The sequence below is a fragment of the Bacillus sp. LQ16 genome, assembly GCF_057784645.1.
Genome location: NZ_CM173491.1, coordinates 3,039,861 through 3,066,221, shown reverse-complemented (window position 1 = coordinate 3,066,221; position 26,361 = coordinate 3,039,861). Strand labels below are relative to the sequence as shown.

At 33.7% G+C, this 26,361-nt stretch carries 23 protein-coding genes and 2 pseudogenes; 21 read left to right on the top strand and 4 right to left on the bottom strand.

What is annotated here, in order from left to right; genetic code table 11:
- The first annotated feature begins 254 nt into the window (after window positions 1-254).
- The 6 genes from AC3EMB_RS15410 (at window position 255) to AC3EMB_RS15385 (ending at window position 8,730) form a co-directional block, all read left to right on the top strand.
- Entirely contained in the window at window positions 255-1,097 is an 843-nt protein-coding gene (locus AC3EMB_RS15410; RefSeq protein WP_029442723.1) for a polysaccharide deacetylase family protein, read from the top strand.
- A 366-nt stretch (window positions 1,098-1,463) separates the two neighbouring features.
- Window positions 1,464-1,826, top strand: coding sequence for a Na-translocating system protein MpsC family protein (locus AC3EMB_RS15405; protein ID WP_000798161.1), 363 nt, complete (start codon window positions 1,464-1,466; stop codon window positions 1,824-1,826).
- A 648-nt stretch (window positions 1,827-2,474) separates the two neighbouring features.
- Window positions 2,475-4,007 carry an NADH dehydrogenase subunit 5 gene (locus tag AC3EMB_RS15400; protein WP_488517112.1) on the top strand — a complete coding sequence of 511 codons (1,533 nt, stop codon included), beginning with the start codon at window positions 2,475-2,477 and terminating at the stop codon, window positions 4,005-4,007.
- Window positions 4,007-6,613 carry a DUF2309 domain-containing protein gene (locus AC3EMB_RS15395; RefSeq protein ID WP_488517111.1) on the top strand — a complete coding sequence of 869 codons (2,607 nt, stop codon included), beginning with the start codon at window positions 4,007-4,009 and terminating at the stop codon, window positions 6,611-6,613. Before AC3EMB_RS15400 ends, AC3EMB_RS15395 begins: the two co-directional genes overlap by 1 nt.
- A gap of 79 nt (window positions 6,614-6,692) precedes the next feature.
- Window positions 6,693-7,214: a carbonic anhydrase gene (locus AC3EMB_RS15390; protein WP_089171383.1), complete on the top strand. Its 522-nt coding sequence runs from the start codon at window positions 6,693-6,695 to the stop codon at window positions 7,212-7,214.
- Window positions 7,215-7,512: 298 nt separating this feature from the next.
- Complete coding sequence (locus tag AC3EMB_RS15385; protein WP_089171382.1) at window positions 7,513-8,730, top strand: NAD(P)/FAD-dependent oxidoreductase; 1,218 nt, start codon at window positions 7,513-7,515, stop codon at window positions 8,728-8,730.
- Window positions 8,731-8,868: 138 nt separating this feature from the next.
- On the opposite strand, the gene AC3EMB_RS15380 is transcribed toward AC3EMB_RS15385, so the two are convergent.
- The gene (locus AC3EMB_RS15380; protein WP_340783368.1) at window positions 8,869-9,438 is read right to left on the bottom strand and encodes a DUF3841 domain-containing protein; all 570 of its coding nucleotides are present in this window, start codon (window positions 9,436-9,438) and stop codon (window positions 8,869-8,871) included.
- A gap of 213 nt (window positions 9,439-9,651) precedes the next feature.
- Between AC3EMB_RS15380 and AC3EMB_RS15375 the strand changes: the two genes are divergently transcribed.
- The 3 genes from AC3EMB_RS15375 (at window position 9,652) to AC3EMB_RS15365 (ending at window position 12,463) form a co-directional block, all read left to right on the top strand.
- The gene (locus AC3EMB_RS15375; protein WP_097960957.1) at window positions 9,652-11,082 is read left to right on the top strand and encodes a cryptochrome/photolyase family protein; all 1,431 of its coding nucleotides are present in this window, start codon (window positions 9,652-9,654) and stop codon (window positions 11,080-11,082) included.
- Window positions 11,083-11,193: 111 nt separating this feature from the next.
- Complete coding sequence (locus AC3EMB_RS15370) at window positions 11,194-11,649, top strand: TspO/MBR family protein (RefSeq protein WP_000749744.1); 456 nt, start codon at window positions 11,194-11,196, stop codon at window positions 11,647-11,649.
- Window positions 11,650-11,752: 103 nt separating this feature from the next.
- Entirely contained in the window at window positions 11,753-12,463 is a 711-nt protein-coding gene (locus AC3EMB_RS15365; RefSeq protein WP_000758849.1) for an alpha/beta hydrolase, read from the top strand.
- Window positions 12,464-12,550: 87 nt separating this feature from the next.
- Here the strand turns inward: AC3EMB_RS15365 and AC3EMB_RS15360 are convergent, their stop codons facing one another.
- Window positions 12,551-12,916 (bottom strand): YxeA family protein, encoded by a 366-nt coding sequence (locus AC3EMB_RS15360; RefSeq protein WP_001225224.1) that lies wholly within the window; start codon window positions 12,914-12,916, stop codon window positions 12,551-12,553.
- Between the two features lie 457 nt (window positions 12,917-13,373).
- On the opposite strand from AC3EMB_RS15360, the gene AC3EMB_RS15355 reads away from it, so the two are divergent.
- The 6 genes and pseudogenes from AC3EMB_RS15355 to AC3EMB_RS15330 all read left to right on the top strand — a co-directional run.
- On the top strand, window positions 13,374-14,921 hold the full coding sequence (locus tag AC3EMB_RS15355) for a spore germination protein (RefSeq protein ID WP_053564049.1): 1,548 nt from the start codon (window positions 13,374-13,376) through the stop codon (window positions 14,919-14,921).
- A gap of 4 nt (window positions 14,922-14,925) precedes the next feature.
- Window positions 14,926-16,029 (top strand): GerAB/ArcD/ProY family transporter, encoded by a 1,104-nt coding sequence (locus tag AC3EMB_RS15350; RefSeq protein WP_003270936.1) that lies wholly within the window; start codon window positions 14,926-14,928, stop codon window positions 16,027-16,029.
- Window positions 16,026-17,129 (top strand): Ger(x)C family spore germination protein, encoded by a 1,104-nt coding sequence (locus tag AC3EMB_RS15345; protein ID WP_053564050.1) that lies wholly within the window; start codon window positions 16,026-16,028, stop codon window positions 17,127-17,129. The genes AC3EMB_RS15350 and AC3EMB_RS15345 overlap by 4 nt, the downstream gene beginning before the upstream one ends.
- A 319-nt stretch (window positions 17,130-17,448) precedes the next feature.
- Window positions 17,449-17,571, top strand: coding sequence for a flavoprotein (locus tag AC3EMB_RS15340; protein WP_000564622.1), 123 nt, complete (start codon window positions 17,449-17,451; stop codon window positions 17,569-17,571).
- Window positions 17,572-17,973: 402 nt separating this feature from the next.
- A complete protein-coding gene (locus AC3EMB_RS15335; RefSeq protein ID WP_089171378.1) occupies window positions 17,974-18,294 on the top strand; it encodes a hypothetical protein in 321 nt (106 codons plus the stop codon).
- A gap of 101 nt (window positions 18,295-18,395) precedes the next feature.
- A pseudogene (locus AC3EMB_RS15330) lies at window positions 18,396-18,683 on the top strand (alpha/beta hydrolase); the annotation flags it as partial.
- A gap of 127 nt (window positions 18,684-18,810) precedes the next feature.
- On the opposite strand, the pseudogene AC3EMB_RS15325 reads toward AC3EMB_RS15330, so the two are convergent.
- A pseudogene (locus tag AC3EMB_RS15325) lies at window positions 18,811-18,888 on the bottom strand (acyl dehydratase); the annotation flags it as partial.
- 138 nt (window positions 18,889-19,026) lie between these two features.
- Between AC3EMB_RS15325 and AC3EMB_RS15320 the strand changes: the two are divergent.
- The 6 genes from AC3EMB_RS15320 (at window position 19,027) to AC3EMB_RS15295 (ending at window position 24,210) form a co-directional block, all read left to right on the top strand.
- Complete coding sequence (locus AC3EMB_RS15320; protein ID WP_340783379.1) at window positions 19,027-19,413, top strand: YflT domain-containing protein; 387 nt, start codon at window positions 19,027-19,029, stop codon at window positions 19,411-19,413.
- Window positions 19,414-19,498: 85 nt separating this feature from the next.
- Window positions 19,499-19,900, top strand: coding sequence for a hypothetical protein (locus AC3EMB_RS15315; protein ID WP_000683216.1), 402 nt, complete (start codon window positions 19,499-19,501; stop codon window positions 19,898-19,900).
- 35 nt (window positions 19,901-19,935) lie between these two features.
- Window positions 19,936-20,961, top strand: a complete 1,026-nt coding sequence (locus AC3EMB_RS15310; protein WP_488517110.1) for a ParM/StbA family protein — start codon at window positions 19,936-19,938, stop codon at window positions 20,959-20,961.
- Window positions 20,962-21,256: 295 nt separating this feature from the next.
- Window positions 21,257-22,207: a magnesium transporter CorA family protein gene (locus AC3EMB_RS15305; protein WP_340783383.1), complete on the top strand. Its 951-nt coding sequence runs from the start codon at window positions 21,257-21,259 to the stop codon at window positions 22,205-22,207.
- Window positions 22,208-22,668: 461 nt separating this feature from the next.
- Window positions 22,669-23,112, top strand: a complete 444-nt coding sequence (locus AC3EMB_RS15300) for a MarR family winged helix-turn-helix transcriptional regulator (RefSeq protein ID WP_016122794.1) — start codon at window positions 22,669-22,671, stop codon at window positions 23,110-23,112.
- 219 nt (window positions 23,113-23,331) lie between these two features.
- Window positions 23,332-24,210, top strand: a complete 879-nt coding sequence (locus tag AC3EMB_RS15295) for a LysR family transcriptional regulator (RefSeq protein WP_000423186.1) — start codon at window positions 23,332-23,334, stop codon at window positions 24,208-24,210.
- Between the two features lie 305 nt (window positions 24,211-24,515).
- On the opposite strand, the gene AC3EMB_RS15290 is transcribed toward AC3EMB_RS15295, so the two are convergent.
- Entirely contained in the window at window positions 24,516-26,351 is a 1,836-nt protein-coding gene (locus tag AC3EMB_RS15290) for an amidohydrolase (RefSeq protein ID WP_023522384.1), read from the bottom strand.
- Window positions 26,352-26,361 lie beyond the last annotated feature (10 nt).

Sequence of the window (26,361 nt, the reverse complement as noted above, 5' to 3'; positions counted from 1 at the left end):
GAAAATGTTATTTAGAAAGAGTAGTATTTTTTATTTTGGATGTATATCCAGTTTTCAAATTTAACTGTAGTAGAGAAACAAATATTTTTTTAAAGAGTGGATGTAATAGGCTATTCTTTAACTAATTTCGACATTATCTGCATTTTATCTTCACCTTCCTCTATTAATCTATTTATTGTAAATATCAGCTGAAGTTAATGTTTAGCTGCATAAATAATGAATATGAAAATGAGTAGGGAAAGGATCGAAACATAATGAAAGAATCACAAAATAAGAAAAAAACAAGTGTAGTAACTAAGGCAATACTATATCTAGGAGTTGTTTTAGCAACGACCTTTTTCACGTTCTTTTTAATAGGGAAATGGAACTCTATCCCAGCGAAAGGGGTAGCTAATGAAAATATTAGGCTAGCTAATACGCAACAACAAGGAAAGAAAGAGGACACATCGCTGGCAAAACAGAAAAGAGCTGATGGAAAACCAGTAGGAAAGGTTGTTTATTTAACATTTGATGACGGTCCTAGCGAATTAACTGGCAAATTTTTAGATGTACTAAAAGAGCAACATGTTGCTTCGACATTTTTTATGCAAGGTAGCAATTTACAGAATACTGGTTTTCAGGAAAATGTAAAACGAGCAGTAAAAGAAGGACATTATATTGGTGCACATAGTATGACACATAATAGTGATAAGCTATACAAAAAAGGACAATTTGTAACGGAGATGAAAGAAACGTTAGCTCTTATTCATAATATTACAGGTACAACTCCTAAACTAGTTCGTCCCCCATACGGATCTGCACCAGGATTAAAGGGGCAGGACATTCGTAACAAAATTGTAGAAGCAGGAATAAAAGTTTGGGATTGGACGATAGATTCAAATGATTGGAAATTAAAAGGTAACCCACAGCAAATTATAGAAAATGTAAAGCGTACAACAACAGAAGATGTGGAAGTAGTTCTAATGCATGAAAAACCACAGACATTACAAGCGCTTCCGGAAATTATTAAATTTTATAAGGAAAAAGGATATGAATTCGGGGTATACAATGAAGCGGATCATTTTCAACTAAACTTCCAGAAAGATCAACGTCTATAGTATAAACATAATTATTTTAAAAAGGTGTTTTCCATTACTAAATCCATAACTAAGCCAAAAGTCGATTTCTTATTTTATAAAGAAATCGGCTTTTTCGTTTGTATATTACGTTACAAGAGTTTCCTTATTTTCTCCGGAATGTCCTTTTAGAAATCTATGCAACAGAGTCTTTATAGTAAGAGTATTTTGTTTTGGATAATCAAAAAAACGTATATTGCAATATAAAAATTCACTTTAATACTAAAGGATACATGAGAACGATTCCTATAAATTCTTCTCAATAATTGAAAATAAAATCAATCCAGATTATTATATTGTTATTGTAATTATAAATGTAATTACATTTTATTGAAGGAGGATACAAAGATGAAAAACTCAAAAGGCTCTATTGAATCAGAGATAAGCAAAGCAATTACTCACTGGGAAAAGGACTACCTAGGACGCGGGTCTATATCCGTTAAGACAGATATATTAAGGGATATGATTATCGTAAATCTACAAGGTATTTTAACGCCGGCTGAATATACGGTTTGCGAAACAAAAGACGGTATGCTAACGATAAAGAAAAATCGTTCGGAGCTAGTTGAATCTGGAATTGAAGATTTGAAAGAGATTATACTAGAATTAACTGAAGAAAAAGTGAAAAGCTTTCATACGGATATAAGCTCCCGCACTGGTGAACGAGTAATGATTTTTAAATTGTTTCATAATCTTGAGGAAAAATTTTAAAAATAAAAAACATCTTAAGGTTAGTGGAAGATAAACTAAAAATGTAGTGAGAGAGTTAAGAAACCTTAAATTTTTGCACTTTATTTAAATTTATTAACATAATAATAATTAAAAACTTGAAATTATTTACGTATACTGAATTTTAATTGGAATAACGTTCAAAAAAACTGATAAATAAATTGACAAACTGCTTAATATAGTTTATCTTATAATTGTTTTAAAAAATTAATAGATGCTTATTTTAACTGTTTGCTATAATTAAGGCTTTAGCATTTTTTTAATATGTAATATTGACTAAATGAAAAAGTTTCTTAATTGAAAGATAGCGCATAACATAAATTGATATATTGATTGCATAATCTAGGAGATCAGAGATATACTGTTATTTTTAATAGGAGTAATACATACATTACTATCCTCTATAAAATGGGAGCTCTTCAAAAAACTTTATTGAAGTTAGTTGAAGTGAAACCGACAATCTCCATAATTCAATGATGATATAAAATCATTGAATTATGGAAGTTGTCGGTTTTTTTTATGGGAAAAAACGATGCACTAAAAAGAGTGAATGAAAATTGAAATTTAAAAAACTATCGTAATTAAAAGGAATTTTTATAGGCTATTTTCGCTTAGAAGGGAGTATTTAACATGTTAATTTCGCTGAGTTCATCAACACTGTTAACTTTATTTTTTATGGCGCTTAGTGCTTCTTGGCTAAGTGGATTATTGTTTTTACATGCAAGGGTACCTTTACGTTTTGTTCATATCCATATTGGTATCGCTGCTTTACCTTCATTGGTTTCTTTACTCGCACTTGTTAATAACAATGGAGATAGAGTTGTGGGGCCTTGGCATCTAGATACTTTAGCTTGGTTAATGGCTTTCTTTGTTCTTACAATTGGTTTAATCATTCAGCGTTTCTCTGTACGTTACTTAATGGGGGATCACTCATATCGAAAATACTTTGCACTTTTTACATTTACTACAGGTGTATCTTCGGTTGCATGGTTAAGTGATGATCTTCGCTTAATGCTCATTTGTTGGGGAGCAACGCTTATAGGATTGGTTCTACTTATAGGGCTAAATAAAGGGTGGAAAGTAGTTAGTGAAGCAACTAAAATCTCTGGCTATTTATTTACAATAAGTTGGATTGCCTTACTATCAGCTATCATTTGGCTTTTTCAAGTAACAGGACAGTGGCAGTTAACATCAGTTTTAACGAATGAAAATGTAGCGCTACATGGAACATTGGAGCGAACAGGAATTAACTTATTAATTATATTAGCTGTGATGATTCCAGCAGCACAATGGCCTTTTCAAAGATGGTTAATTGAGTCTGCTGTTGCTCCAACTCCTGTTTCTGCTACTATGCATGCGGGTTTAGTAAATGCTGGCGGTATCATGTTAACTAGATTTTCACCTCTTTTTCATGATGATATTGCACAAATAATTTTACTAATTTTCTCTAGTATTTCTGTCTTAATAGGTGCAGGAATTAGTTTAGTCCAAGTTGATTATAAACGTCAGCTAGTAGGTTCAACTATTGCACAAATGGGATTTATGCTTATTCAATGTGCATTAGGCGCCTATTTAGCGGCTGTTATTCATTTAATTTTACATGGTTTGTTTAAAGCTACACTGTTTTTACAAGCTGGTTCTTCCGTGCAACGTTTTGGGGTAGTGAATCAGTCTAATGAAAAGATATCCAATTTATGGATTATAGTTGGGCGTGTTTTAGGATTATTTATAGCAATTACTTTCTGGTTTATGTCTTCTGGAGAGGGGTATCAACTAGTTAGTGCGTTAATCTTAGGATGGTCACTATACTTTTCATGGAAACAGCTTGTTGTTTTTGGAGAGGGAAGAATGGGACGAATTGCTGGCTTAATTGTTTTGATTGGATTTTCTCTCATTTACTTTACTGTTCATAATTCTCTTTATAAATGGTTGCATACTGATATTTATCAAAGTGTTCAACCTTCAGCTCCAGCCGTTATCTTTGTTATATGTATTTTACTATTTAGTAGTGTTATTAGTACTTTCGTTACTCGTCATCAATCTTCTGCTTTATTCGCTGTACTTTATCTTTGGTTAGTTCGAGTAGGTGAGGCGAGAAGAAAGTCAGTAGAAAGTCACCCAAGCTATCTGAAACATTATGTATCAAAGGGAGGTAATTCGTGATGAGCATACCGTCAATATTAAAGAAAGATACAAACATTGATATGCAAGAAAATAATATAAATGATTTAGTTGCATCTGCTAGCCGAGTTATTGCACCACTTTGGCCTATCTCGACGTTTGCAGCTCACCACCCTTGGATGGGACTTGAAAAGCAATCATTTGAACAAGTCGCAAATTGGTTAAAAGAAGCTCGTAATGTGGATATTTATCCTAGTGCCTCCATGATTCATTCGGCAAAAGCAAAAGGTGAGATTGAGGAATCATTTTTACAAATGAGTTTGTCTCGTTGGCTGGATTCACAATCTTTTAATATTCCGCGAGAGAAAGCAGAGCGATTTTGCCAAGCAGCTTTAAAGTTAGAAAAATTACCTTCTAGTCTATTATCATCGCCAGAAGTAAATAAATTGGCAGAAGAAATGAGTTATATAAATACAGCAAGTATGAAAGCGTATGTTATGCAGCCAATAAGTTCGCTTATAGAGAATCAAAATAGTGAAAACCTATCTGATGTTCTTAATTATCATATCATTAAATGGTGTAAATTATATCTTGATGACTCCGGATCAAGTTGGACGATGCCAAATCGAGAGAAAGGTTTTTATCGTGCATGGCAACACCTTATTAAATTTGATCCAGCGCTCAGTAAAAATGAGCGTAAAGTTTTAAAAGATTGGCCACAAGATGCCGAAGTAGCTTTAGCGAGAGCATTATCTGAACTAGGAATTTCTGAATCTAACATACAATCTTACCTTGAAGGGCACTTGCTTTCTTTGCCTGGGTGGGCAGGAATGATACGATGGCGCTCACAACAATCAATTCAGGAACAGGAACTTCTCATAGAATATTTAGCAGTTCGAATTTCTATGGAGCTGGCTATTGCAAAACCTTATTTACCTTTAAAAAATCAAAAGGTTGAGAAAAAAGTTTCGATCGTCCCACTTATAGCTTCTTGGATCTATTGGGGGAATATTTCAACACGGGAATGGTTACAAATGCCTGCTGCTGAACAAAGTGAATTATTAGTATTCGCTTATCGTTTTGATGAAAATATTCGCAGAAAACTTTGGCTGGAAGCTTGGGAACAAACGCATGCAGAGCAATTAAGGGAGAAGATTGCTTCTACACAACGTGCAACCGATGATAAAAAGCGTGTATTAGCTCAATTAGCATTCTGTATTGATGTACGTTCAGAACCGTTTCGTCGCCATCTTGAAAAATTAGGTCCGTTTGAAACATTTGGGATAGCTGGTTTCTTTGGATTACCAATTGCAACTAGTGAACTAGGTAGCAATAACAACCATCCTTCTTTGCCAGTTATACTCAAACCGAAACATCAAATAAAAGAGCTCACAAATGAAAATGAACTTAAATCTTATGAGCAACGTAAGAGGGTAGGCAGTTCGGTACGTTATACATTTAAAACGATGAAACAGAACGTACTGACAAGTATGGCGCTACCTGAGTTAAGTGGTCCTTTACTTGGTCTACAGATGGTGACAAGAAGTTTTGTCCCAAGAGGAGTTGGTGGTTTCATTCGTAACCTTCGTAAAACTATGTTACAAAAACCTGATACAACATTCTCGCTTAATCATGTTCATGACACAAAGGGTGAGATACCTATCGGTTTTACTAAAGAAGAAAAAGTGAACTATGTGCGTCAAGCTTTAAAAATGGTGGGACTGACAGAAAAATTTGCTCCTTTAGTTGTAATGTGCGGACATAGTAGTCAAAGTACGAACAATCCTTATGCTGCAGCGCTTGAGTGTGGTGCGTGTGGCGGAGCAGCGGGAGGGTTTAATGCAAGAGTTTTCGCTACTTTATGTAATCTTCCAGAAGTGAGAGAGGCGTTGTCTGCTGAAGGTATTAAAATTCCTGAGGACACCATTTTTGCAGCAGCTGAACATAAAACAACAGTGGATGAATTGGAATGGATTTACGTCCCAGAACTTTCGGAAACTGCGCAAGAAGCATTTGATTGTATCGAGTCGATTATGCCAAATGTGAGCCAACATGCAAATAGAGAGCGTTTAACGCAATTACCAAATTTTAAAACGAAAATAAAAAATGCGAGTAAAGAGGCACATCGATTTGCAGAAGATTGGAGTGAAATACGTCCAGAATGGGGATTAGCTCGTAATGCATCTTTTATTATCGGGCAACGAGAATTAACTCAGGATTGTGACTTAGACGGTAGGGCTTTCCTCCATAATTATGATTGGAAACAGGATGAAAGTGGCGATATATTAGCTAACATTATTGCAGGACCAGGAACAGTAGCTCAGTGGATAAATCTACAATATTACGCTTCAACTGTAGCTCCTCATTATTATGGTAGTGGAAACAAAACAACCCAAACCGTAACGGCGGGTCTCGGTGTTATGCAGGGAAATGCAAGTGATTTGTTGCCGGGCTTACCTTGGCAATCCGTTATGCAGTCAGATAGTGAGACGTATCATTCACCACTTCGTTTACTAATTGTAATTCAAGGGCCTAGTCAATATATAGAACGTTTGCTAAATAATGATTTCACATTTCGAGAAAAAGTTCAAAATGGATGGGTTAGACTTGCAAGTGTTGATCCAGAGGGACGCTGGAAAAACTGGTAACAATCATGCAATGCATAATCAACTATTGTTACTAGCTTAAAAGTTTCATAAATACAATAATGAAGAAGGAGTGCTCCATATGAATTCAAAGAATAAAAAAGTTTTATTGTTAACAGACATTGAACATGGAATAGAGCCTATTATCCAACAAGTAACTAACATTCAACAAGAAAACATGTTGACTATACACAGCTACGATTCTGTAATTGTACATCCTTATGGAGATATAATGAGATCTATTATTATTGCTATTTATCAAGAAAATGTTGAAGAAATTTTTGTTGTAGGAATAGAGGATAAAGAAACTGATGTAGTTAATCTACAAATTCAACGTGATTCCATAAAAAATAACAGGGAACTAGACTATCTCTTTGAAAATTGCATGCCTGAATTTTCAAGTGGTAGCCTTGATGAATGGCTAAGTGGAAAAGAAAATGTTAGTGAAAATATTGAGAAGAGTATAGATATGATTTGTCATCATCCACTAGTACCGTCTGATGTTAAAGTTCATGGTTTCAAGATTGATAGAACAGGGGAAAAAGAAACGGTTGTTAAAGTTTCTGTTAATAAAGTAGTGAAACAAATGCATTCTTATGTGTAAGTTATCGATAGATAAGCAACTTTTATTTGGTAGATACTATAATATGTTAAATATTGGAGTTATTTCCTTTAAAAAGAGTAAAAGAAATCTTCTATAAATGGAGATCTTTTTCTCTTTTTATAATAAAAATAAAAAATTATTTGACGTTTTTTCGAAAAAATTTTTAAGACAAGGCTTTTAGGTTTATGAAAACCTTTATTCATGATAGCAAGATAATTTTGATAAGAAGTATATAGTAAGAATGATTTGGAGATACCGATGGGGATATAACTATTTTATTTAGGACGGTGCAATTAAAATGGATTTACAGAAAGGGAAATTATATTGGAACACGACTTTTTCTAATACACCTTCTTATCCTCGTTTGGACGAAGATATAAAATGTGACGTACTAATAATAGGAGCAGGAAGTTCGGGTGCTCAATCAGCATACTATTTGAGTGAATCAGATTTAAATATTGTTATCGTTGATAAAAGAAAGGTAGGACATGGAAGTAACCTTACAAATACAGCACTTATTCAATATTTAGGTGATAAGATGTTTTTTGAACTTGTAAATACATTTGGGGAAGAGTATGCAGTTAAGCATATGAAATTATGTGAACAAGCTATTAATGATATTGAATATGCTGATCAAAACTTGCCTTATTGCTCTGACTTTAAACGACGTGACAGCTTATATTATGCAAGTTATGAAGAGGATATAAAGAAATTAGAAAAGGAACTGTATTATTTACATAAGCATGATTTTAAAGCGGCTTGGTTATCAGAAAAACAAATTGGACAGAGATATCCATTTAAAAAACGTGCAGCTATTTATACGTATAATGATGGTGAAATAAATCCTTATAAATTTACACATAGTTTATTAGAACAAGCCTCTAATAAAGGAGTTCACATTTATGAAGATACAGAGATTGTTGGCAAAAAGTTAGAGAAAGAATGTGCTATCTTTTATACAAAGGAGGGCAATTCTATTACTGCCAATAAAGTAATTGTGGCTGCAGGATATGAAGGATTGGAATTTAAAAAGGAAAAGAACGCTACACTGATTAGCTCATATGCAATTGTTACTAATCCTGTGGAAGATTTATCTTCTTGGTATAAACGCACTCTCATTTGGGAAACTGCGAGACCATATATTTATATGAGAACTACTGCAGATAATAGGATTATTATAGGTGGATTAGATGAAGATACAAACATTGCTCAAGAAAGAGATTCAAAATTAATCCATAAAAAAGAGAAATTAGTGAATGAATTTAATAAGCTCTTTCCCAATATAACAGTTGAACCTGAATTTTATTTAAGTGCTTTTTATGGTGGTACTCATGATGGTTTACCTATAATTGGAATGTATGAAGAGTTTCCAAATTGTCACTTTATCTATGCGTATGGAGATAATGGATTAGTTTATAGTATGGTACTTTCTAAAATTGTTCGAGATATAATTATTAACAGTTCAAGTCCAGATTTGAATTTATATTTACAAACTAGACCAAAACTAAATGAGTAAACTGCATGTATACAAAATCATAGTAGTAAGGAGCTTATTTAGGGTTCCATTATAAAAAAACGCTATTTTAAATGTATTAGTTTCATGTGACTATTTGTTATGTTTATGAATGCTTAAATAAAGCATTCATAAACAATATTATTTGTTAAATCCATTCATTTTACTAAGTTCAGTTATTTGTATAATCCATTCTTTTTTTAGGTAGGGTAGAGTTGCTTGGATATGATGATATTCCCATTCTTCCTCAATGGTAAGGTAAAGATTAAATAAGTATTTTTCTTCATCATTTGTTACACTTGCTTTAGGATTGCCAGTAAGTTTAAAATAAATGTCGCACCATCCGCTATAGTTTGTTAACATGAATAAAAAATTAGGACATGTGAATTCGATGAGGTATATTTCTTTCTCTAATTGAATATCTGATAGTAATTCTCTTGCAGTCTCATAAGTAGGCTTCTTTTGGCAACCATTGCATGAATGCCATGCCCAAATGGGTAAATCTATAATAAAGTCAATACCTTTCTGTTTCATGTGTCTTACAATGTATTTATATGCTGTGCAATCTTCTTTACTAACAAAAATAGGATCGGCTATAAGCTTACCTTCATTCAAAAGTGTATTTATGGCATTTTGGTTTTGAAAAGTCCATAGGATTGTTGAATCTATAGATGTATTTAAGTTTGATTGTTTATAAAATTGTTTTTTCATCTTTCTCTCCATTTTCTTTTTTATTTTATAAGAGTTTAAGATAAGTACAAAGTGCATTATATTTTTATCTTTATTAAGAGTTGGAAAAATCCATTAAAGATAGAAGAGTTTGTTTGCAATTACAAAAAATGATTCTTATAATCATTTAAAAATAACAGAAGTATTTGTTCTAATAAAGAATGAATTGTGCTTTAAGAATTAGAAAGGATAGCCATGCAAAATAAAATTATTGTTATGTTTCAAAAAGATTTTCGTTTATATGATAACCCAGCTCTATTTGAGGCTGTTCAGTCTGGTGAGGTTCTTCCTGTATATATACAAGATGAAACTTTTTCAATAGGAAGTGCGTCAAAGTGGTGGTTGCACCATGCTGTAATAGATGTAAAGAAGCAACTTGAGGCATTGGGCTCTACTTTAATAATTCGTAAAGGACGTACGGAGGAAGAAATACTTTCTCTCATAGAGCAATTAGATATAACGGCTGTATATTGGAATATTTGTTATGATCTGGACAGATTACAATCTAATCAAAAAATGAAAATGATGTTAGAGGATAAAGGTATTATCTGTAAAGAATTTAATTCGCATTTATTATTAGAACCGTGGGTTATTAAAAAGAAAGATAACACTGAATATAAGGTGTTTACGCCTTTTTACAATGCATTTCAAAAGCAGGTAATACCTAAACCTATTAGCAGAGTGCAGAGTATAAAGTGGGGAAACTCTTTACCAGCAAGCTTATCTGTTTCAGAATTACACTTGTTGCCGACTATACCGTGGACATCTCATATGGAAGTAATATGGGATCCGACAGAAGAAGGGGCATATAAAACATTCAAGAAATTTTTCTCTAGCAAATTAGTCTCTTATAGTGAAGGAAGAGATTTTCCAGATCAAAATGTCCATTCGATGTTGGCACCGTATCTTTCATTTGGTCAAATATCAGTAAAGCTAATGTTTCATTACTTAATAAATAAAAGTACCGAAAGACAATGTAGTCTTTTTGAAAAACAAGTTAATAGCTTTATACGTCAATTAATTTGGCGAGAGTTTTCTTATTATTTACTATATCATTATCCATTTACAGTATATAGACCTCTTAATAAGAGCTTTGAAAATTTCCCGTGGGATAAGGAAGAGGAGTTATTAAGAGTATGGCAAAAGGGGAAAACGGGTTATCCGTTTATTGATGCGGGAATGCGAGAACTATGGCAAACAGGTTTTATGCATAACCGGGCAAGAATGGCTGTAGCCTCTTTTCTTGTAAAGCATTTGTTAATTCCGTGGCAAGAAGGAGCAAAATGGTTTATGGATACACTACTAGATGCTGATATTGCAAATAATACAATGGGATGGCAATGGGTTGCTGGAAGCGGAGCAGATGCATCACCGTACTTTCGTATTTTTAACCCCATCACACAAGGAGAAAAGTTTGATAAAAATGGAGAGTATATAAGAAGATGGGTACCAGAACTAAGATATATCCCAAACAAATATATACATAAACCTTGGGAAGCACCTGAGCATATTTTACAAAAATCCAATATAAAACTTGGGGATACATATCCTTATCCGATTGTTGATCATAAGGCAGCACGAGAGAGAGCCCTTTGTGCATATAAAAGTATGAAAGAATTTGTATGAAATAGGTTAAACAATATGTATTTGGAATTTAAATATTAGAATTTTATTCATTACAAGGACATACTAATCATATAAAGTTTCTATAATCTTCTAGTAAAAAGGAGAATGTTTATGAAAAAATCTAGTATTATAGTATTTTTACTAACATATGGTTTGTTTTATGTTTCTAGTGTTTTATTCCCTATTGATCGTACTTGGTATGATGCGTTAGAAAAGCCGTCTTGGACACCTCCTGGTATGACAATCGGAATGATATGGGCTGTATTATTTGGACTTATTGCATTATCAGTTGCAATTATTTACAACAACTATGGATTCAAGCCAAAAACATTTTGGTTTTTATTCCTTTTAAATTATATATTCAATCAAGCGTTCAGCTACTTTCAATTTAGCCAAAAGAATTTGTTTTTAGCAACAGTAGATTGTTTACTAGTCGCTATTACTACGTTACTTCTCATTATGTTTTCTTCCAATTTATCTAAAGTATCGGCATGGTTGCTAATCCCATATTTTTTATGGGCTACATTTGCTACATATTTATCTTGGACAATTTATAGTATAAATTAAAGACGTAAATGAAAACTTGAGCACAATGAAAATGCTCGAGTTTTTATGTTTATTAATGATAATCTAAAGTATAGAATATACACATCTTAGGGAGGTCATATATGTGAAGAAATGGATAAAAATTGTTCTGTACTCTTTACTAGGTATTTTACTCATCGGAAGTATTACTTTTTTAACTTGGTCTCAGTTTACTTATAAACCAACGAAAGAGGCTTTGTCTTTAGTAGATGATAAAAAAGATGAAGATTATATAGCTTTTGGAGAGAAAGATGCTAAAATAGGGGTTATTTTTTATCAAGGAGCTAAAGTAGAAGCCGAGGCTTATAGTTACTTAGGGGAAGCACTTGCAAAAGATGGGCATTTTGTAGTAATGCCTAAGTTACCATTAAACTTAGCGATACTTGGAATAAATGAGGTAGATAGTGTAATTGAAAAGTACCCTGAAGTTCAAAAATGGTATGTTGCTGGGCATTCAATGGGCGGAGCTATGATTTCTAGGTATGCCTTTCAACATGAAGAAAAGGTAGACGGAATTATTTTCTTAGGTTCTTATCCTGCAGATGATTTCTCTGCCAAATCGATTCCAATGTTATCAATTTACGGGGAAGTAGATGCTTTAGCAACTGTAGAAAAAATAGAGAACAATAAAAAGTTAATGTCAAAGAATAATACTATGCACATGATAAAAGGGGGGAATCATGCTAATTTTGGCATGTACGGTGAGCAAAAAGGTGATAATGCGAGTTTAATTACGCCAAAAGCACAACGAGATGAAACAGTGAAAGTAATTGAAGAATGGTTATTGAAACAATGATAACGAATTTAATAAATCTACCGAAAGAATTCTCCCAGCGGTAGATGGAAGAGAGAATAAAGAGCCAACTCGTATGAATTGGCTCTTTTATTTATTTGCTATCTCCAATTGTCCCCTTATTTTCTCCGGAATATCCTCTTTAGAAATAATATCGTAAGAATACACATACTTTCCTTTTACATGAATTTTTAAGTAAGTTTTTCTTATAAAATCATTAGGCGTGTTCGTTCCAACATTATATTCTTTTTCATTGCTTAATTCATCAACAGCTTTTAGTGAGTACATAGCTTTTCCTTTTTGATGATAATCCGGAACACCATATCCTTTCGCAACGGCATATACATTTTTTTCTTCAGCAATCGGATTAAATCTGTCTAAATCCCCGCGTAATATGAAAGGTAGTAAGTATATAGGAAGGCCTATTCCTAATATGCAAATTACAAATTTTCTCATTATCGTTTCTCCTCTTGTTCATTTACATGCTTCAGTATAGAAAAAAATTCTTATGAATAAAGGGAGATTTTCTTAAGTTTTTCTTAAAAAGAGTTTAAAGGTTATTTTAACCAAACATTATGTCACTAGAACATATAGAAGAGAAAAGAAAAACTATCACCAACATGTTAAACATGTATCTTTATAGGGTAGCGAGTATTGGGGAATTTACACAATTTAGATTCTGAAATTTTACGATTAGTAGTTGTTAGGGAAGAGAGAGGGTTTAGAGTTTCAGATGTGTGTCAGTTACAATTGAAAAGTTACATCAACAACAAAAAGGAATACATAAGTAAAAAAGACAGCAAGAAATGTATCTAATGTCTTAAAAGTGTAATTGTAGGAACTATTAGGATATTTTTCCTTAATATATGCATACTAAACATACTATAAAAGGTACATAGAAAGTGAGGGAATCATGGCTAAATTTTTGAGGCGTTTAAAATATAGAGACAACCCTAAGTCATGTTCAATACGAGACAATACTCATTTTCAGGAAAAAAATATTGAAGACTCCCTCTTAGACGCTGATTTATCCAAAAACATAGCTCATATTCAGAATATATTTCGTCAAGCGCCTGATTTAGTAATTCGGCAGTTTCAAATAACAGTAGGTGGATTAGAAGCAGCCTTAGTATACTTATCTGGATTAACAGATAAAGAATTGATTCAAAATCATGTTCTCAGTCCTTTGATGAATATTGATTTTGATACTAATAGAGAACTTCCAATTCCGTTAGGACAAATTAAGATTATTAATACATTAAGTCAGATTGAAAATGCTATTTTTGGGGGAGATAGTGTTTTATTAATTCACAGTCGAACAACAGCACATCAATTGGATACAAAAGGGTGGCCACAAAGAAGTGTTGAGGACGCACATAACGAAATAGCTCTAAAAGGAGCACATCAAGCTTTCATAGAAACTGGAAGTCAAAATATCGCAATGATTCGAAGATATATTCCTCATCGTGAATTAGCGATAAAAGAAATAATAATTGGTGTACGGAGCAAAACCAAAATTTCTATTTTATATTTGAAAGATGTAGCTTCTGAAGATGTGCTGAAGGAATTAGAAACACGAATTCAAAATATTACAATCGACGCTGTGGCTAGTAATGGCGAACTTATAGAATTCATTGAAGATCACCCTTACTCACCGTTTCCACAATTTATATTAACTGAAAGACCTGATTTGGCTGTATCTCACATTCTACAGGGTAGATTTGTAACTGTAATGGATCATTCACCTAATGTGTTAATTACTCCAACAAATTTTATTTCCTTTTTTCAAGGAGTCGATGACTACGGTACAAGGTGGTTAGTTGCTTCGTCTATTCGATTGCTTCGTTTTGTCGCCTTTATGGTTGCTTTATTTCTGCCTGCGAGTTATGTTGCGTTTATTTCCTTTAATTTTGAAGTTATTCCTGTAGAGCTATATTTATCTATTGCTGAATCAAGAACGCGCGTACCCTTTTCTCCAGTTATGGAAGCGTTACTTATGGAAATAACATTGGAAACGATGAGAGAAGGGGCTTTACGGATACCTACTCCGATTGGTCAGACAGTTGGAATTGTAGGTGGTATTGTCATCGGCCAGGCGGCTGTTCAGGCGGGAATTGTAAGCAATATTATGATTATTGTTGTTGCTGTTACCGCCATCTCTTCTTTTGTTATCCCTAACTATGATATGGGAGCGGCAGTAAGACTTTTACGCTTTCCAATGATGCTAGCAGCTGCCTTATTTGGAATTGTAGGACTTGTTATCGGGTGGATGACTTTAATTGGGCATCTAAGTAGTCTTAAATCGCTAGGTACTTCTTACGGAACACCATTAGCACCCTTTCGTTTTGCAGATATGAAAGATGTTTTTGTACGCTTTCCTTTATGGACAATAAGAAGGCGTCCTAAGGGGAATGGAACCGATCAAACTATTCGACAAGGAAAGAATCGTAATAAAAGGTGAAATTATGAAAAAGTATGCCTATAATGAAATCACTCTTATGCAGTATATTATTTTAATTAATGGAGTGCAGGTGGGCACTGGCGTTTTATCGCTTCCACGTGTGCTTGCAGAAAAGGCTGGAACAGATGGATGGATAGCTATATTGATTGGTTGGATTTTCTCCACAATATCAGGTGTGTTTATAGTGAAAACAGCTGCAAGATATCCTGAGGATACAATTTATGATATTCTTATACGATTGTTTGGAAAAATAGTAGGGAAAGCATTCGTTGTTATTTACATGATGTACTTCGCTTTTTATTCTTGTATCGTTCTTATAAACGCTATGCTTTACCTTAAGGGATGGCTTCTCCCGAAAACGCCTGACTATATCGTTATCTTTTTGTTTTCGATTCCTACCTATTTTGTTGCACGTAACGGTCCTAGTATTTTAGGACGGTACGCCGAACTTTTTTTTTATATGGCGCTTTGGATTCCGATATTTTTTTTAATCCCTCTTATAGGGAATGGAAGCTGGATGCCTTTCTTTCCGCTTTTAAAAGAAGGGTGGAAACCGATATTAACCGCTGTACCAAGCACTGTTTATGCTTATTTAGGGTTTGATATTGCTTTCTTTTTATATCCATTTTTACAAAAAAAACAGTATGCAGTCCATGGAATGGTTATAGCAAACACCTTAACGATGTTATTTTATTTATTTGCTACTATTGTTTGCTTTGCCTATTTTAGCCCTGATAGCATTACGCAATATAATCAACCGGTAATAAATTTACTGAAAGTAATTGAATTTCGTTTTTTAGAACGTTTTGACATGATTTTATTGGCTGTTTACTTAACCATTGTTTCCACATCATGGATCCCTGCCCTATACTGTTCTGTATTTTGTTCAAGCCAATTACTTGGAAAACAAGATCACAGCTCTCATGTAGTTGTTCTCTTATTGCTTATTATCGGATTCACATTTTGGACTCATCCTAGTTGGAATGAATCTGAAATTTGGCAACAGGTATTATCGAATACTGGATTAGGAGTAACATATATATTACCTATTATTTTATGGCTGTATTGCTGTCTATATGAGAAGTTTCGCCGGAGGAGAATACATTGAAAAGAAAAGTACTATGTTGTATTTTGTTATTGGTGTTCTTGATGACTGGATGCTTCGATCAAAGAAATGTTGAAGATGTTTCTCTTACTCTTATTCTTGGTATCGATTTAGATCCTAATGATAATTTATTAGTGTATATATCAAGCCCTGTTTTCAATAAAGAAGCAAAAATAAAAGAAGAAACTACTGGTGTGAAATCTGCTACGGTTCGAAAAGCAAGAGACCAATTTGATGCTACGGTTATGGCACTTACCGCCGGAAGTAAAACACAGGTTATTTTAGTTGGAAAAAGGCTACTGAAACAAAAAAACTGGGAAATTTACCTTGATCCATTTTACCGTGATCCCAAAAATACAGTTACCGCAAGGGTTGTCGCTGTAGATGGACCTGTTTCAGACGTCATCTTCTATAGTCCAAAAGATAAACCAAGGCTTCCTATATATTTAACAAAACTAGTTGATACCGCTTTTTTAAGAAATATCACGGTGAAAACAACACTTCAAGAATTATATGAACAAAGAGCAGACAAAGGGCTAACAGCAAATATTACTGAACTGAAAAAAAAGAATAAAATATGGGTGACAGGTACAGCCTTATTGGATGAAAAAGGAAAGTATAAATTAACACTGAAACCTGATGAAAACAAACTCTTACGCATTTTGCAACAAGGAACTGCAGGGGAGTTACCATTTACAGTTCCAATTAAGCTAAATTCAGATAGTCAAGATAAAGATTTGATAAGTTTTACTGCCTATGGTATTAAAGTAAAGACAAAGGCAAGATATGATGATCATTTTATATTTAATGTAGATGTAAAGATGAGAATCGGTATTACAGAACGACTTTTTTCGTTTAACACTAGAAAGGACGCAGCAAAATTACAAAAGGCGATTGAAACTAAGCTAGAAGCTGATTTCAAGCAATTAATACAAAAAATACAAACCGCCAAAATTGATCCTATTGGGCTTGGAGGATATGCAAGAACATACACATATCCGAAATGGAAAAAAATACAAAATAATTGGGGTAACGAATTAGCAAAAGGCGATGTAAACGTCAAGGTTAAGATTAAAATTGGTGGAATGGGTACGATTAAGTAACATGAATTCAACTGTGATTCGTACTAAGATTGCAAGTACTGTCTACTTTAGAAGGAGAGATACCTTTAATAGGAATACCGCCACATCGCTATCTGGGCTTTTCCGTTATAGGTAACATTTTTCAATGCGTAAATAAGAAGGTTCTAGTGTAAAAACTTCAGAGCAATTGCGCCAGAATCACTATTGGATCAGTTTAGATCCATAATAAAAAAAGATTCGATATTCTGAAGTTAAAAGTAAAAAATGAAATTATGAAAGGTAAATTTCAAATAATGCTAATGTTTTATAAAGACATTGTATACGAAGGGATGTACCATTTATGATTGACGAGAAAACAATACAAATTGTGCAGTCAACGGCTCCAGTATTAAAAGAACACAGTATAGAAAAGGAATTGATTCATTATGAATCATTTAGCCCATTTGCAATTTTAGGTGAGTAACTAATACCGGATAGGGTTATAGTCATAATAATGTAAGTAAATAGTTTTTTTGCGATACTTCAATAGTGAAGTATCGTTTTCTTTGTATAACTAAAGCCCAACTATGGATTCTGATGTAATGTTGAAAAAGGATCACAAGTAATGAGTGGTCTGTTCTAATACTAAGTAACTATGATGAAATTGAATCTAAAAAGTATTATGCTAATAAAATAGCGAAAAAATTTTGGAAAAGCAAAAAATAATAGAGCTTAGATTTGCAATAATAAATGTTTTTTTCATTAGATAATTACTTTACCAATAATCGGGATGTTTGCGGATACATTTATTTTTGGGATACATAATTATATTTAGAGAATACCCAGTTACAGTATTTGAATTTTTAATAAGAAGGGATGCGAAGGAATGAACTCACAGAGACAAGGCTATGCAGGCTGGTGGCAAGGCGGACACGGTGGTTGGCCGGGTGGACACGGTGGTTGGCAAGGCGGTTGGCAAGGTGGACACGGTGGTTGGCAAGGTGGACACGGTGGTTGGCCGGGCGGACACGGTGGTTGGCAAGGTGGACACGGTGGTTGGCAAGGTGGACACGGTGGTTGGCAAGGCGGACACGGTGGTTGGCAAGGCGGACATGGTGGCTGGCAAGGCGGACATGGTGGCTGGCAAGGTGGACATGGTGGTTGGCCGGGCGGACATGGTGGTTGGCAAGGCGGACATGGATATTAAAAAGATACTATAAAATCATTTTTTTATGCAAAGTTTGTATATTTTCATTTGTATAGTAAGGATATAGTGAAAACAGCAAAAAAATCCTGTGAAGTAAGGGTTCTATCCATAAAATTAAAGCAGTGGAAATGTCAAAAGAACAAAAGACACCGCTTTTTATTATTCAAGGAGAACGAGACTATCAAATTCAATCAAAAATTGAAATTCCTCTTTGGAAAGAACAATTAAAAGAACGAGATAATGTAGATTATCGACTATATCCAAAGTTAAATCATTTCTTTACAGAGGGGGATGGGGGAATAAGTAAGCCAGATGAATATTATAGTCCTACTAATATCCCTGAGTATGTTTTAAATGATATTGTTACTTGGGGGCAAGGCAAATCGTAATTAAATTAGCAACCATATGTTTTAATAAAGACTTTCTTTCCGTAATCAAAATAGAAATATTTTTATTAGGTTATATGTTTTTTAAAAGCACTCTTTGAAAAGGAGTGCTTTTTTATTTTTCTATGATTTCTATAAAACAATGGGCTTGCCTTCCAAACAAATCGTTATTTGTAGCGCTTTTATCAAAGCAAAGTTCTTGTGACATTTCTTTGATATTAAAAACATGAATAACCTATTGTGTGAAATTTTTTGAAAATTTAGGTTTAACATCTTTAAAATAGGTGTATTACATATTACATAACAACTAAATAAAAAATAAAAAATCTAAAGGAGGAAAGATACCATGCATACGAATGAAAGAAAAACGGTAGTTTATGAATATCAAAATGAACAGGAAGTAGTTATGAAAGTAAAAGAGCTAGAATTGCAAGGGGTTCGCCACGATGATATTTATGTTTTAGCACATGAAAAACATATAACAAAAAGGATTGCGGATGATACAGACACAAATACGATTGGAGTAAAAGAACAAGGATTGGGAACAAGTATTATCAACTTTTTCTCCAAAAAAGGGGACGAACTTCGAAATCAAATGGAAGAAATGGGGTTGTCGAAGGAGGAAGCTAACTTATATGAAGAAAAACTAGATCAAGGGAAGATTTTACTCCTAGTAACAGCTGAAGTACCAATGGCGAATGTTAGGCAGCCGCAAAACTATCATTCTCTGTAATAGATTGCAACATCTGATAAATAGGTAAGGTAATTATTTTAGGTTGTAGCATTGAAGAAAATAAAAATAGAAAAGGATGAGAAAAATGAAACATACAATATTTAAATATGCTGTGATTGGAATTACGACCGGAGTCATAGTCTCCCTATTAAAAAAAGAAAATCGGAAAGCTATACAAACAAAAGGAAAAAGCGTAAAAGAAAAACTACAAGAAGGAAACATAAAGGAAACATTGGAGAAGGTAACTGAGACAAGTAAACAATTTTCTGTAACTGCAGCTAATGTTGCAAAACAAACATTACCACAACTGCTTACAGCCACACCAGTTGTCATTTCTACCATTAAAGACTTAACAGAAAACGAAAATAATAAAAAGAAAACAGGTGAAAAGGATTACGAAATAAATGAAAATAGTAAGAACTTAGACGGGGAAAAAACGAAAAATGAAAAGAAATATGTGAAAGAAGGGAAAGAAGAGAGTGCCTAGATTTAACTCTAAAAATAGAAAGTGAGGAAAAAAGTATGAAATCTCTGTATGCAATTGATGTAGGAATTGGCTTTACCAAAAGGGCATATCGACAGGCTGTAGATTCTGAGATGACAATCAAGAGTGAAGCTTCCACACTAGCCCCTGTACCTAATCATGCTGAAAGTGAAGATTTAACAAAGGTAAGTTTTATAGACTTAGACTTTGCATACTACATGGGAAATGAAGCACATCAATCTGACGCTTCATTTCTTCCTCCATTTGACGATGAAATAGAAAATTATTATGAAAGCGAACGATTTAAACAACAAATATTTGGTTGCATTGCAAAGGATTATAAAGAAAATGTCGTGTTATCTCTAGTTGTTACCGGGCTTCCCATCACTTGTTTTGGTAGTCAGCATGAGCAATTACAACGTGCACTAAAAAAAGAAACTTCCGTGCAAATTGATGGGAAATTTATTCATATTACGGTGGAAAATGCTTTGATTCTTCAGCAACCGGTCGCTTTACATGCCTATTTCTTAAAAGAGGGAATCATTCAGGAACGAGATCGCATCTTAATTATTGATGGTGGATTTCGTACATTAGAAATGACAGATATGAAACAGAATCTCATTTTAAATCATTATGAGACGGAACTAGGATGTAGCAAGCCTTTGAAAAATATTAAGAATATCGTGCAGAATTATGAGGGTGAAAGTAATCAATTGCATATTAACGACATGCCAAACATATTAGAAAAAGGATATGAATGTCGAGAAGAAAATCATGAGACAAGTCAGGTTCATACTTTGATTCAAAAAGAGTTGGATGCACACTTCCAAGACGTCATACGTGTATTACAAGAACAATTTACGTTAGAGCAGTATGATACTATTATTTGGACAGGAGGAATAGTAGATCTCCACAAAAAACGAATTGAAAAAATGCAAGGTGAAATTTCTTCTTTCCGTATTGTAGACGCTTCGAAAGAGGCTGCACTTCATGGATACTACATTATTGGGAGTCAAGTATTTGACGACATCACCAATCACTCTGCATATGAATCCAAATTATAATAACGACTGAAATGGAGTTCGTTGAATAGACGTGCCAAATTATGTAGCTTCTTTTCCACATATAAATAAGAAAAGATGACAAGTGCTTGTATAGAGGAAATGTTTAAAATTTAGAATCCAAATAACTAATATATAGGGGGTCTTCCTTGTAATAGAAGAAGACCTCCTATGCCATTTAGTTTGTAATTTAGAAGATCTAAAAATTTTTCCTCCAAGACATGAATACCTACATATAAATTTCATATTACGGATATTATTCGATCAAACATCAAACTATTCAGAAAGGAAGAATAAGATGGAATGCATAAAAATGCCGAAATGGAATTGGTATCATGTGAAAACTAGTGAACTTGAAAAACTTTCTTCTATAATCCCTCCTGATGTAACATCTTATTTCTCTCAATTTGTAAAAAAAATAAGTTCTCCTTGTGAAAATGGATTATATGTTTATACGTTTTCACCAAGTCAAACTTGTGTATATGGTTCGTTTTTATATGATCAAGATAAAAAGGACGCCAAAATCCAAAAGTTTCTTCATTATTTCGTAGCGCATGGAATACTGATAACGGTCCAGGAAAAAGAGGAAGAGGATTTACAAAAATTACTACATAATTTCCCTATAGGTATAAAAAATTGTAATAGTTCCGCTGAAGGATTATGTGCTATCTTATCAATGTTTATATCTCACTATTTGCGAAAGGTTGACTACTTTGAAAACAATTTCAGAAATGTATTATGGGATTTTTATCATCATAATAACATAGCAGTTTTAGAAAGGATTTATCATATTCGTCATGAATTATTTATGAACACACATGTGTTTCGCTTAATACAAGAAGTGTTACAAGGCCTAAAAGAAGCTTGGTTAGAAAAACTAACAAACACCCTTTGTTATAAACAAACACACGTAAAATTAGAGCGTGGATTACAACTTGTTAAAGAGTACCAAGAAGAATTAGACACGATGATTCATTTACAAGAAGTTGTTTCTTCTCATCGTGGGAATGAAATTATGAAAGCTCTTACTGTATTAACTGCTGTGAGTACGCCTTTGACAGCCTTAGGAGCATTATGGGGTATGAATTTTAAATACATGCCTGAACTAGAATGGAAATATAGCTATTTAATCGCTCTCTTATTTATTATTTTCACAACAGCGGGTATGTATATGTATATGCGATTCAAAGGATGGACAGGTGACTTATTACGAGTAAAGAAAAAGAAATCTTTTTTTAAATCTAATTAATCCTGTTTATAAAAAATATGATAGATATATGGTTTGTAATATTTATTAATTGAGATAGCACCATATCCCCATCAAGTTAAAGTTTTGATGTCCTCGCAATGATAAAAATGGTGAATATTTATATGAAAGATTAGAGCCCTCCTTCTTGTAGGAGGGCTCTAATCTTTGTTAAAAAACTATATCATATACTTGGGGGGCAGACTCATCATCTGAAATTCGTCCGAATTCAATTTAGAATATGGCAAAAGAGAACTTGCGATTAAAAACAAGCTCTCTTTAAAAGAAATAACGTAATTGAGATACTTATATATTAACAATTGTTTTCTTCTAATTCCATATGTCATATGTTGAGAAATAAATTATAAATGGATTGATAAAGCTAAAATGAATGATTGACATAATATTTTGACGATAATATAATGAATCTCGAATTCAAGATAACTTGTAAAGGATTGGTAATTATGAGCGTGATTAACGATGAGAGCTTATCTTTAAAGTTATTTGTTATATTATCTAGGGCAATACAGTCAATTACTAAGCGTATTGAAGAGGATATAAAAAGTTATGGACTTAATCCAACTGAATTTGCAGTGCTTGAGCTACTGTATAGTAAAGGCGATCAGCCTATACAAAAAATTGGAGACAAAATATTACTTGCAAGTAGTAGTATCACGTATGTAGTGGATAAGTTGGAAAAGAAGAGGTTCTTAATACGAAAACCATGTCCTAAAGACCGCCGTGTCACGTATGCGTCAATTACTTCAGAAGGTATTGAACTAATGGATATTATTTTTCCTCAGCATAAAGAGGCGATTCAGCAAATATTTGGTGGTTTGGACTATATTGAGAAAAAAATGATAATCGAAAAGTTGAAAAAATTAGGGTATTATGCACTAGAACTATAAATCTTTAGAAATATATCTCGAATTAGTAATGTCCTAATTAAATATAATTTAAATAAATAGGAGGAAAAATTAATAAATGGTAGTAAATTTATTATAATACAAAATGAATAAAGCGTATAATTTCAATCGGTATAATATGAAATAAAGTTGTTATGTTAACGTATACATATCGTCCTTTAAATTATAAATCTTTCATAAAGCGGAGAGTGGGTATCAAGAATGGAATTACGTCATTTAGAGTATTTTATTCAAGTTTGTAATAATAATAGTTTCACTAAAGCTGCGGAAGTTCTAGGTATTTCACAGCCGACTTTAAGTCAACAAATACGAGTTTTAGAAGGTGAACTTGATACACCCTTGTTTCATCGAGTTGGAAGAGGTATCAAAATGACAGAAGCGGGTAAGCTGCTATTTGATAAAGGAAAATTTATCATGCAACAATTTGATGACGTTTATAATGAAATTTTTGAATTAAAGGGTGTAAAAAGAGGTGTGATTACTATAGGAGGTCTATTAGAGGATCTCACTTATTTAACACCTTATATTATGAAGTTTCAACAACATTATCCCAACATTGTAGTAAAGATTATAGAATCCGAAGTTGCTGTAAATCAAATCGTTGACAAAAATATTGATTTCGGGATTACACGTAGTGCTCAAATTCCAGACACATTAACAAACACCCTTTTGTATAGTGAAGAGCTCGTCCTTGTAATTCCAAAAAATCATCCTTTGAATGATAAATCATTTGTTTCTTTTCGAGAATTAGTGGGGCTCAGTAGAGTAATGGTTTCATGTAGTTGTCGTGAATCTATTAAGATATATTGTGAGAGTTTAGGGTTATCTTTATCTGAAGCAAATATAGAAACAAAATCTTCTATTTCTCTATTGAGCCTTGTATACAATGGACATGGGGTTGCCATAATACCTCTTTCACTGGTTAACTTTGTTAATAATGATACTTTGAGCATAGTTCGTATTACTGATCCAACACCAAGTCAAGATATTAATCTTATACACTTTGATGATAAATTTTTAAGTTTTGCAGCACGCATCTTTATGCAGAAGTTAAATGATTCTCAAAAAGTATCAGTGTAATAGAAATAATAATGATTCTAGTGTAACAATTGAAAAAATTAAAATCTATATTAAAGTCAAAGGACAGTGGGGTTATATGTGTGGTGTAGTCGATCAAAAAGGGGGATACCATTGACTTTTAATTAAGGAAAAAAGACAGAGTTTGCAAGGAGAGAAGGCTATCAAAAACAAGTTAAGTTAATCAATCAATTCTTTGGTCTTATCGCATAGTAACAGATTCCATGTAGGGATATACACTGCTATTTTGAATCTACATATCCTTATTGTAGAAAGAAAACCACCGGCATTATACCGGTGGTTTTGATTTAGAAAGCAAAGCAAGTACAACCAATCCCCCATTTAGTTCCATCTTTTCCTATTACGGTATGAGTGTGTTGATGGAGAGGGTTACTACAACTATGTAACTTGTTATCATGGGAATCGTGAGAAAGTATAGTGTTGGCTAGGTTAGCACCACCATAACCATAAACGCCCGTCGGTGACCAATCAGGTGATGCTGGCGGCAATTCAGGTGATAAGTTTTTAAATTCATCATTTCCATAAACAACCTGCCCACCCATAATGGTGAGTAATGATTCAAGGTCTTTGATTTCTTCTTCTGGCACAGTAAAGTAGTCAGCAGATAATACAGCAATATCAGCAAACTGACCTACTGCCAGGGTTCCCTTTTTACCTTCATCACCAGAGAACCACGCACTTCCTTTTGAATATAATTCCAGGGCTACTTTTCTATCAAGTTTATTTTTTTCATCGTATATGGAAAGCCCACCAATGGTTTTTCCGGCAACCATCCAGTAAAGAGCGACCCAAGGGTTATAGCTGGAAACCCTTGTTGCATCACTACCGGCGCCAACAGGTATACCAAGATCTAACATACGATAAATCGGAGGAGTATGCTTTGCAGCTTCCTTTCCGTATAAGTCAACAAAGTATTCACCTTGAAAAGCCATGCGGTCTTGGATGGCAATACCGCCATTTAAAGCCTTAACACGTTCCATACTACGATCTGAGATTGTTTCTGCATGATCAAACCACCAGCGTAGCCCATTAAAAGGAATTTCTCTGTTAACTTCCTCAAATACATTTAAGAAACGTGTGATTGACTCGTCATAAGTTGCATGTAAACGGAATGGCCAACGGTTTTCCACCAATAGAGAAATTACTTTCTTTAAGTCGGCTTCCATTACTGTAGCTAGTTCGGGCCGTGGCATTTGAAATTTTTCAAAATCGGCTGCCGAGAATACTAACATTTCTCCGGCACCATTCATTTTATACTTATCATTTCCTTGACCAGGAGAAACAATTTTTGCCCATGAAGCAAAGTCTTCATATTCATGATTAGGATTTTGCGTAAATAGATTATAAGCAATACGCAAAGTTAATTGTTCCTTCTCGGCTAAATGTTCAACAACTTTGTAGTCATCAGGGTAATTTTGGAAACCACCACCTGCGTCGATGGCGCTTGTAATACCTAATCTATTTAATTCACGCATAAAATGGCGAGTTGAGTTAATCTGGTCGTCAAGATTAAGTACTGGAGCTTTACCCAAACTTGAATAAAGAATAGAAGCGTTAGGGTTAGCAATTAAAAGGCCCGTTGGATTACCTCTTTTATCCCGCTGAATTAAACAGCCTGGAGGGTCTGGGGTATCTTTCGTGTATCCCAGTGCACGTAGCCCTGCACGATTTACAAGTGCTCTATCGTAAAGATGTAGCACAAAGACAGGCGTGTCTTCAGAAACAGCATTAATCTCTTCTAATGTTGGCATCCGTCTCTCTTTAAATTGAAATTCAGACCAACCTCCAACTACTCTTACCCACTGAGGAGCAGGTGTACGCCTTGCCTGTTCTTTGAGCATTTCTAGAGCAATAAAAAGTGATGGCACGCCTTCCCAACGTAATTCCATATTATAATGCAGACCACCACGAATAACGTGTATATGAGAGTCATTCAGGCCTGGAATAGCTCTCTTTCTTTTTAGGTCTATTTTTTTTGTTTTTTCCGTGGCACTATTAAGAATCTCATCTCCACCTACTGCAGTGACTAAACCATCAGTTATGGCGATAGCAGATACCTCAGGCTGAGAAGGGTCAAGGGTAGTAATTTTTCCGTTATATAAGATCATATCCGGTAAATTCATATTCACACCT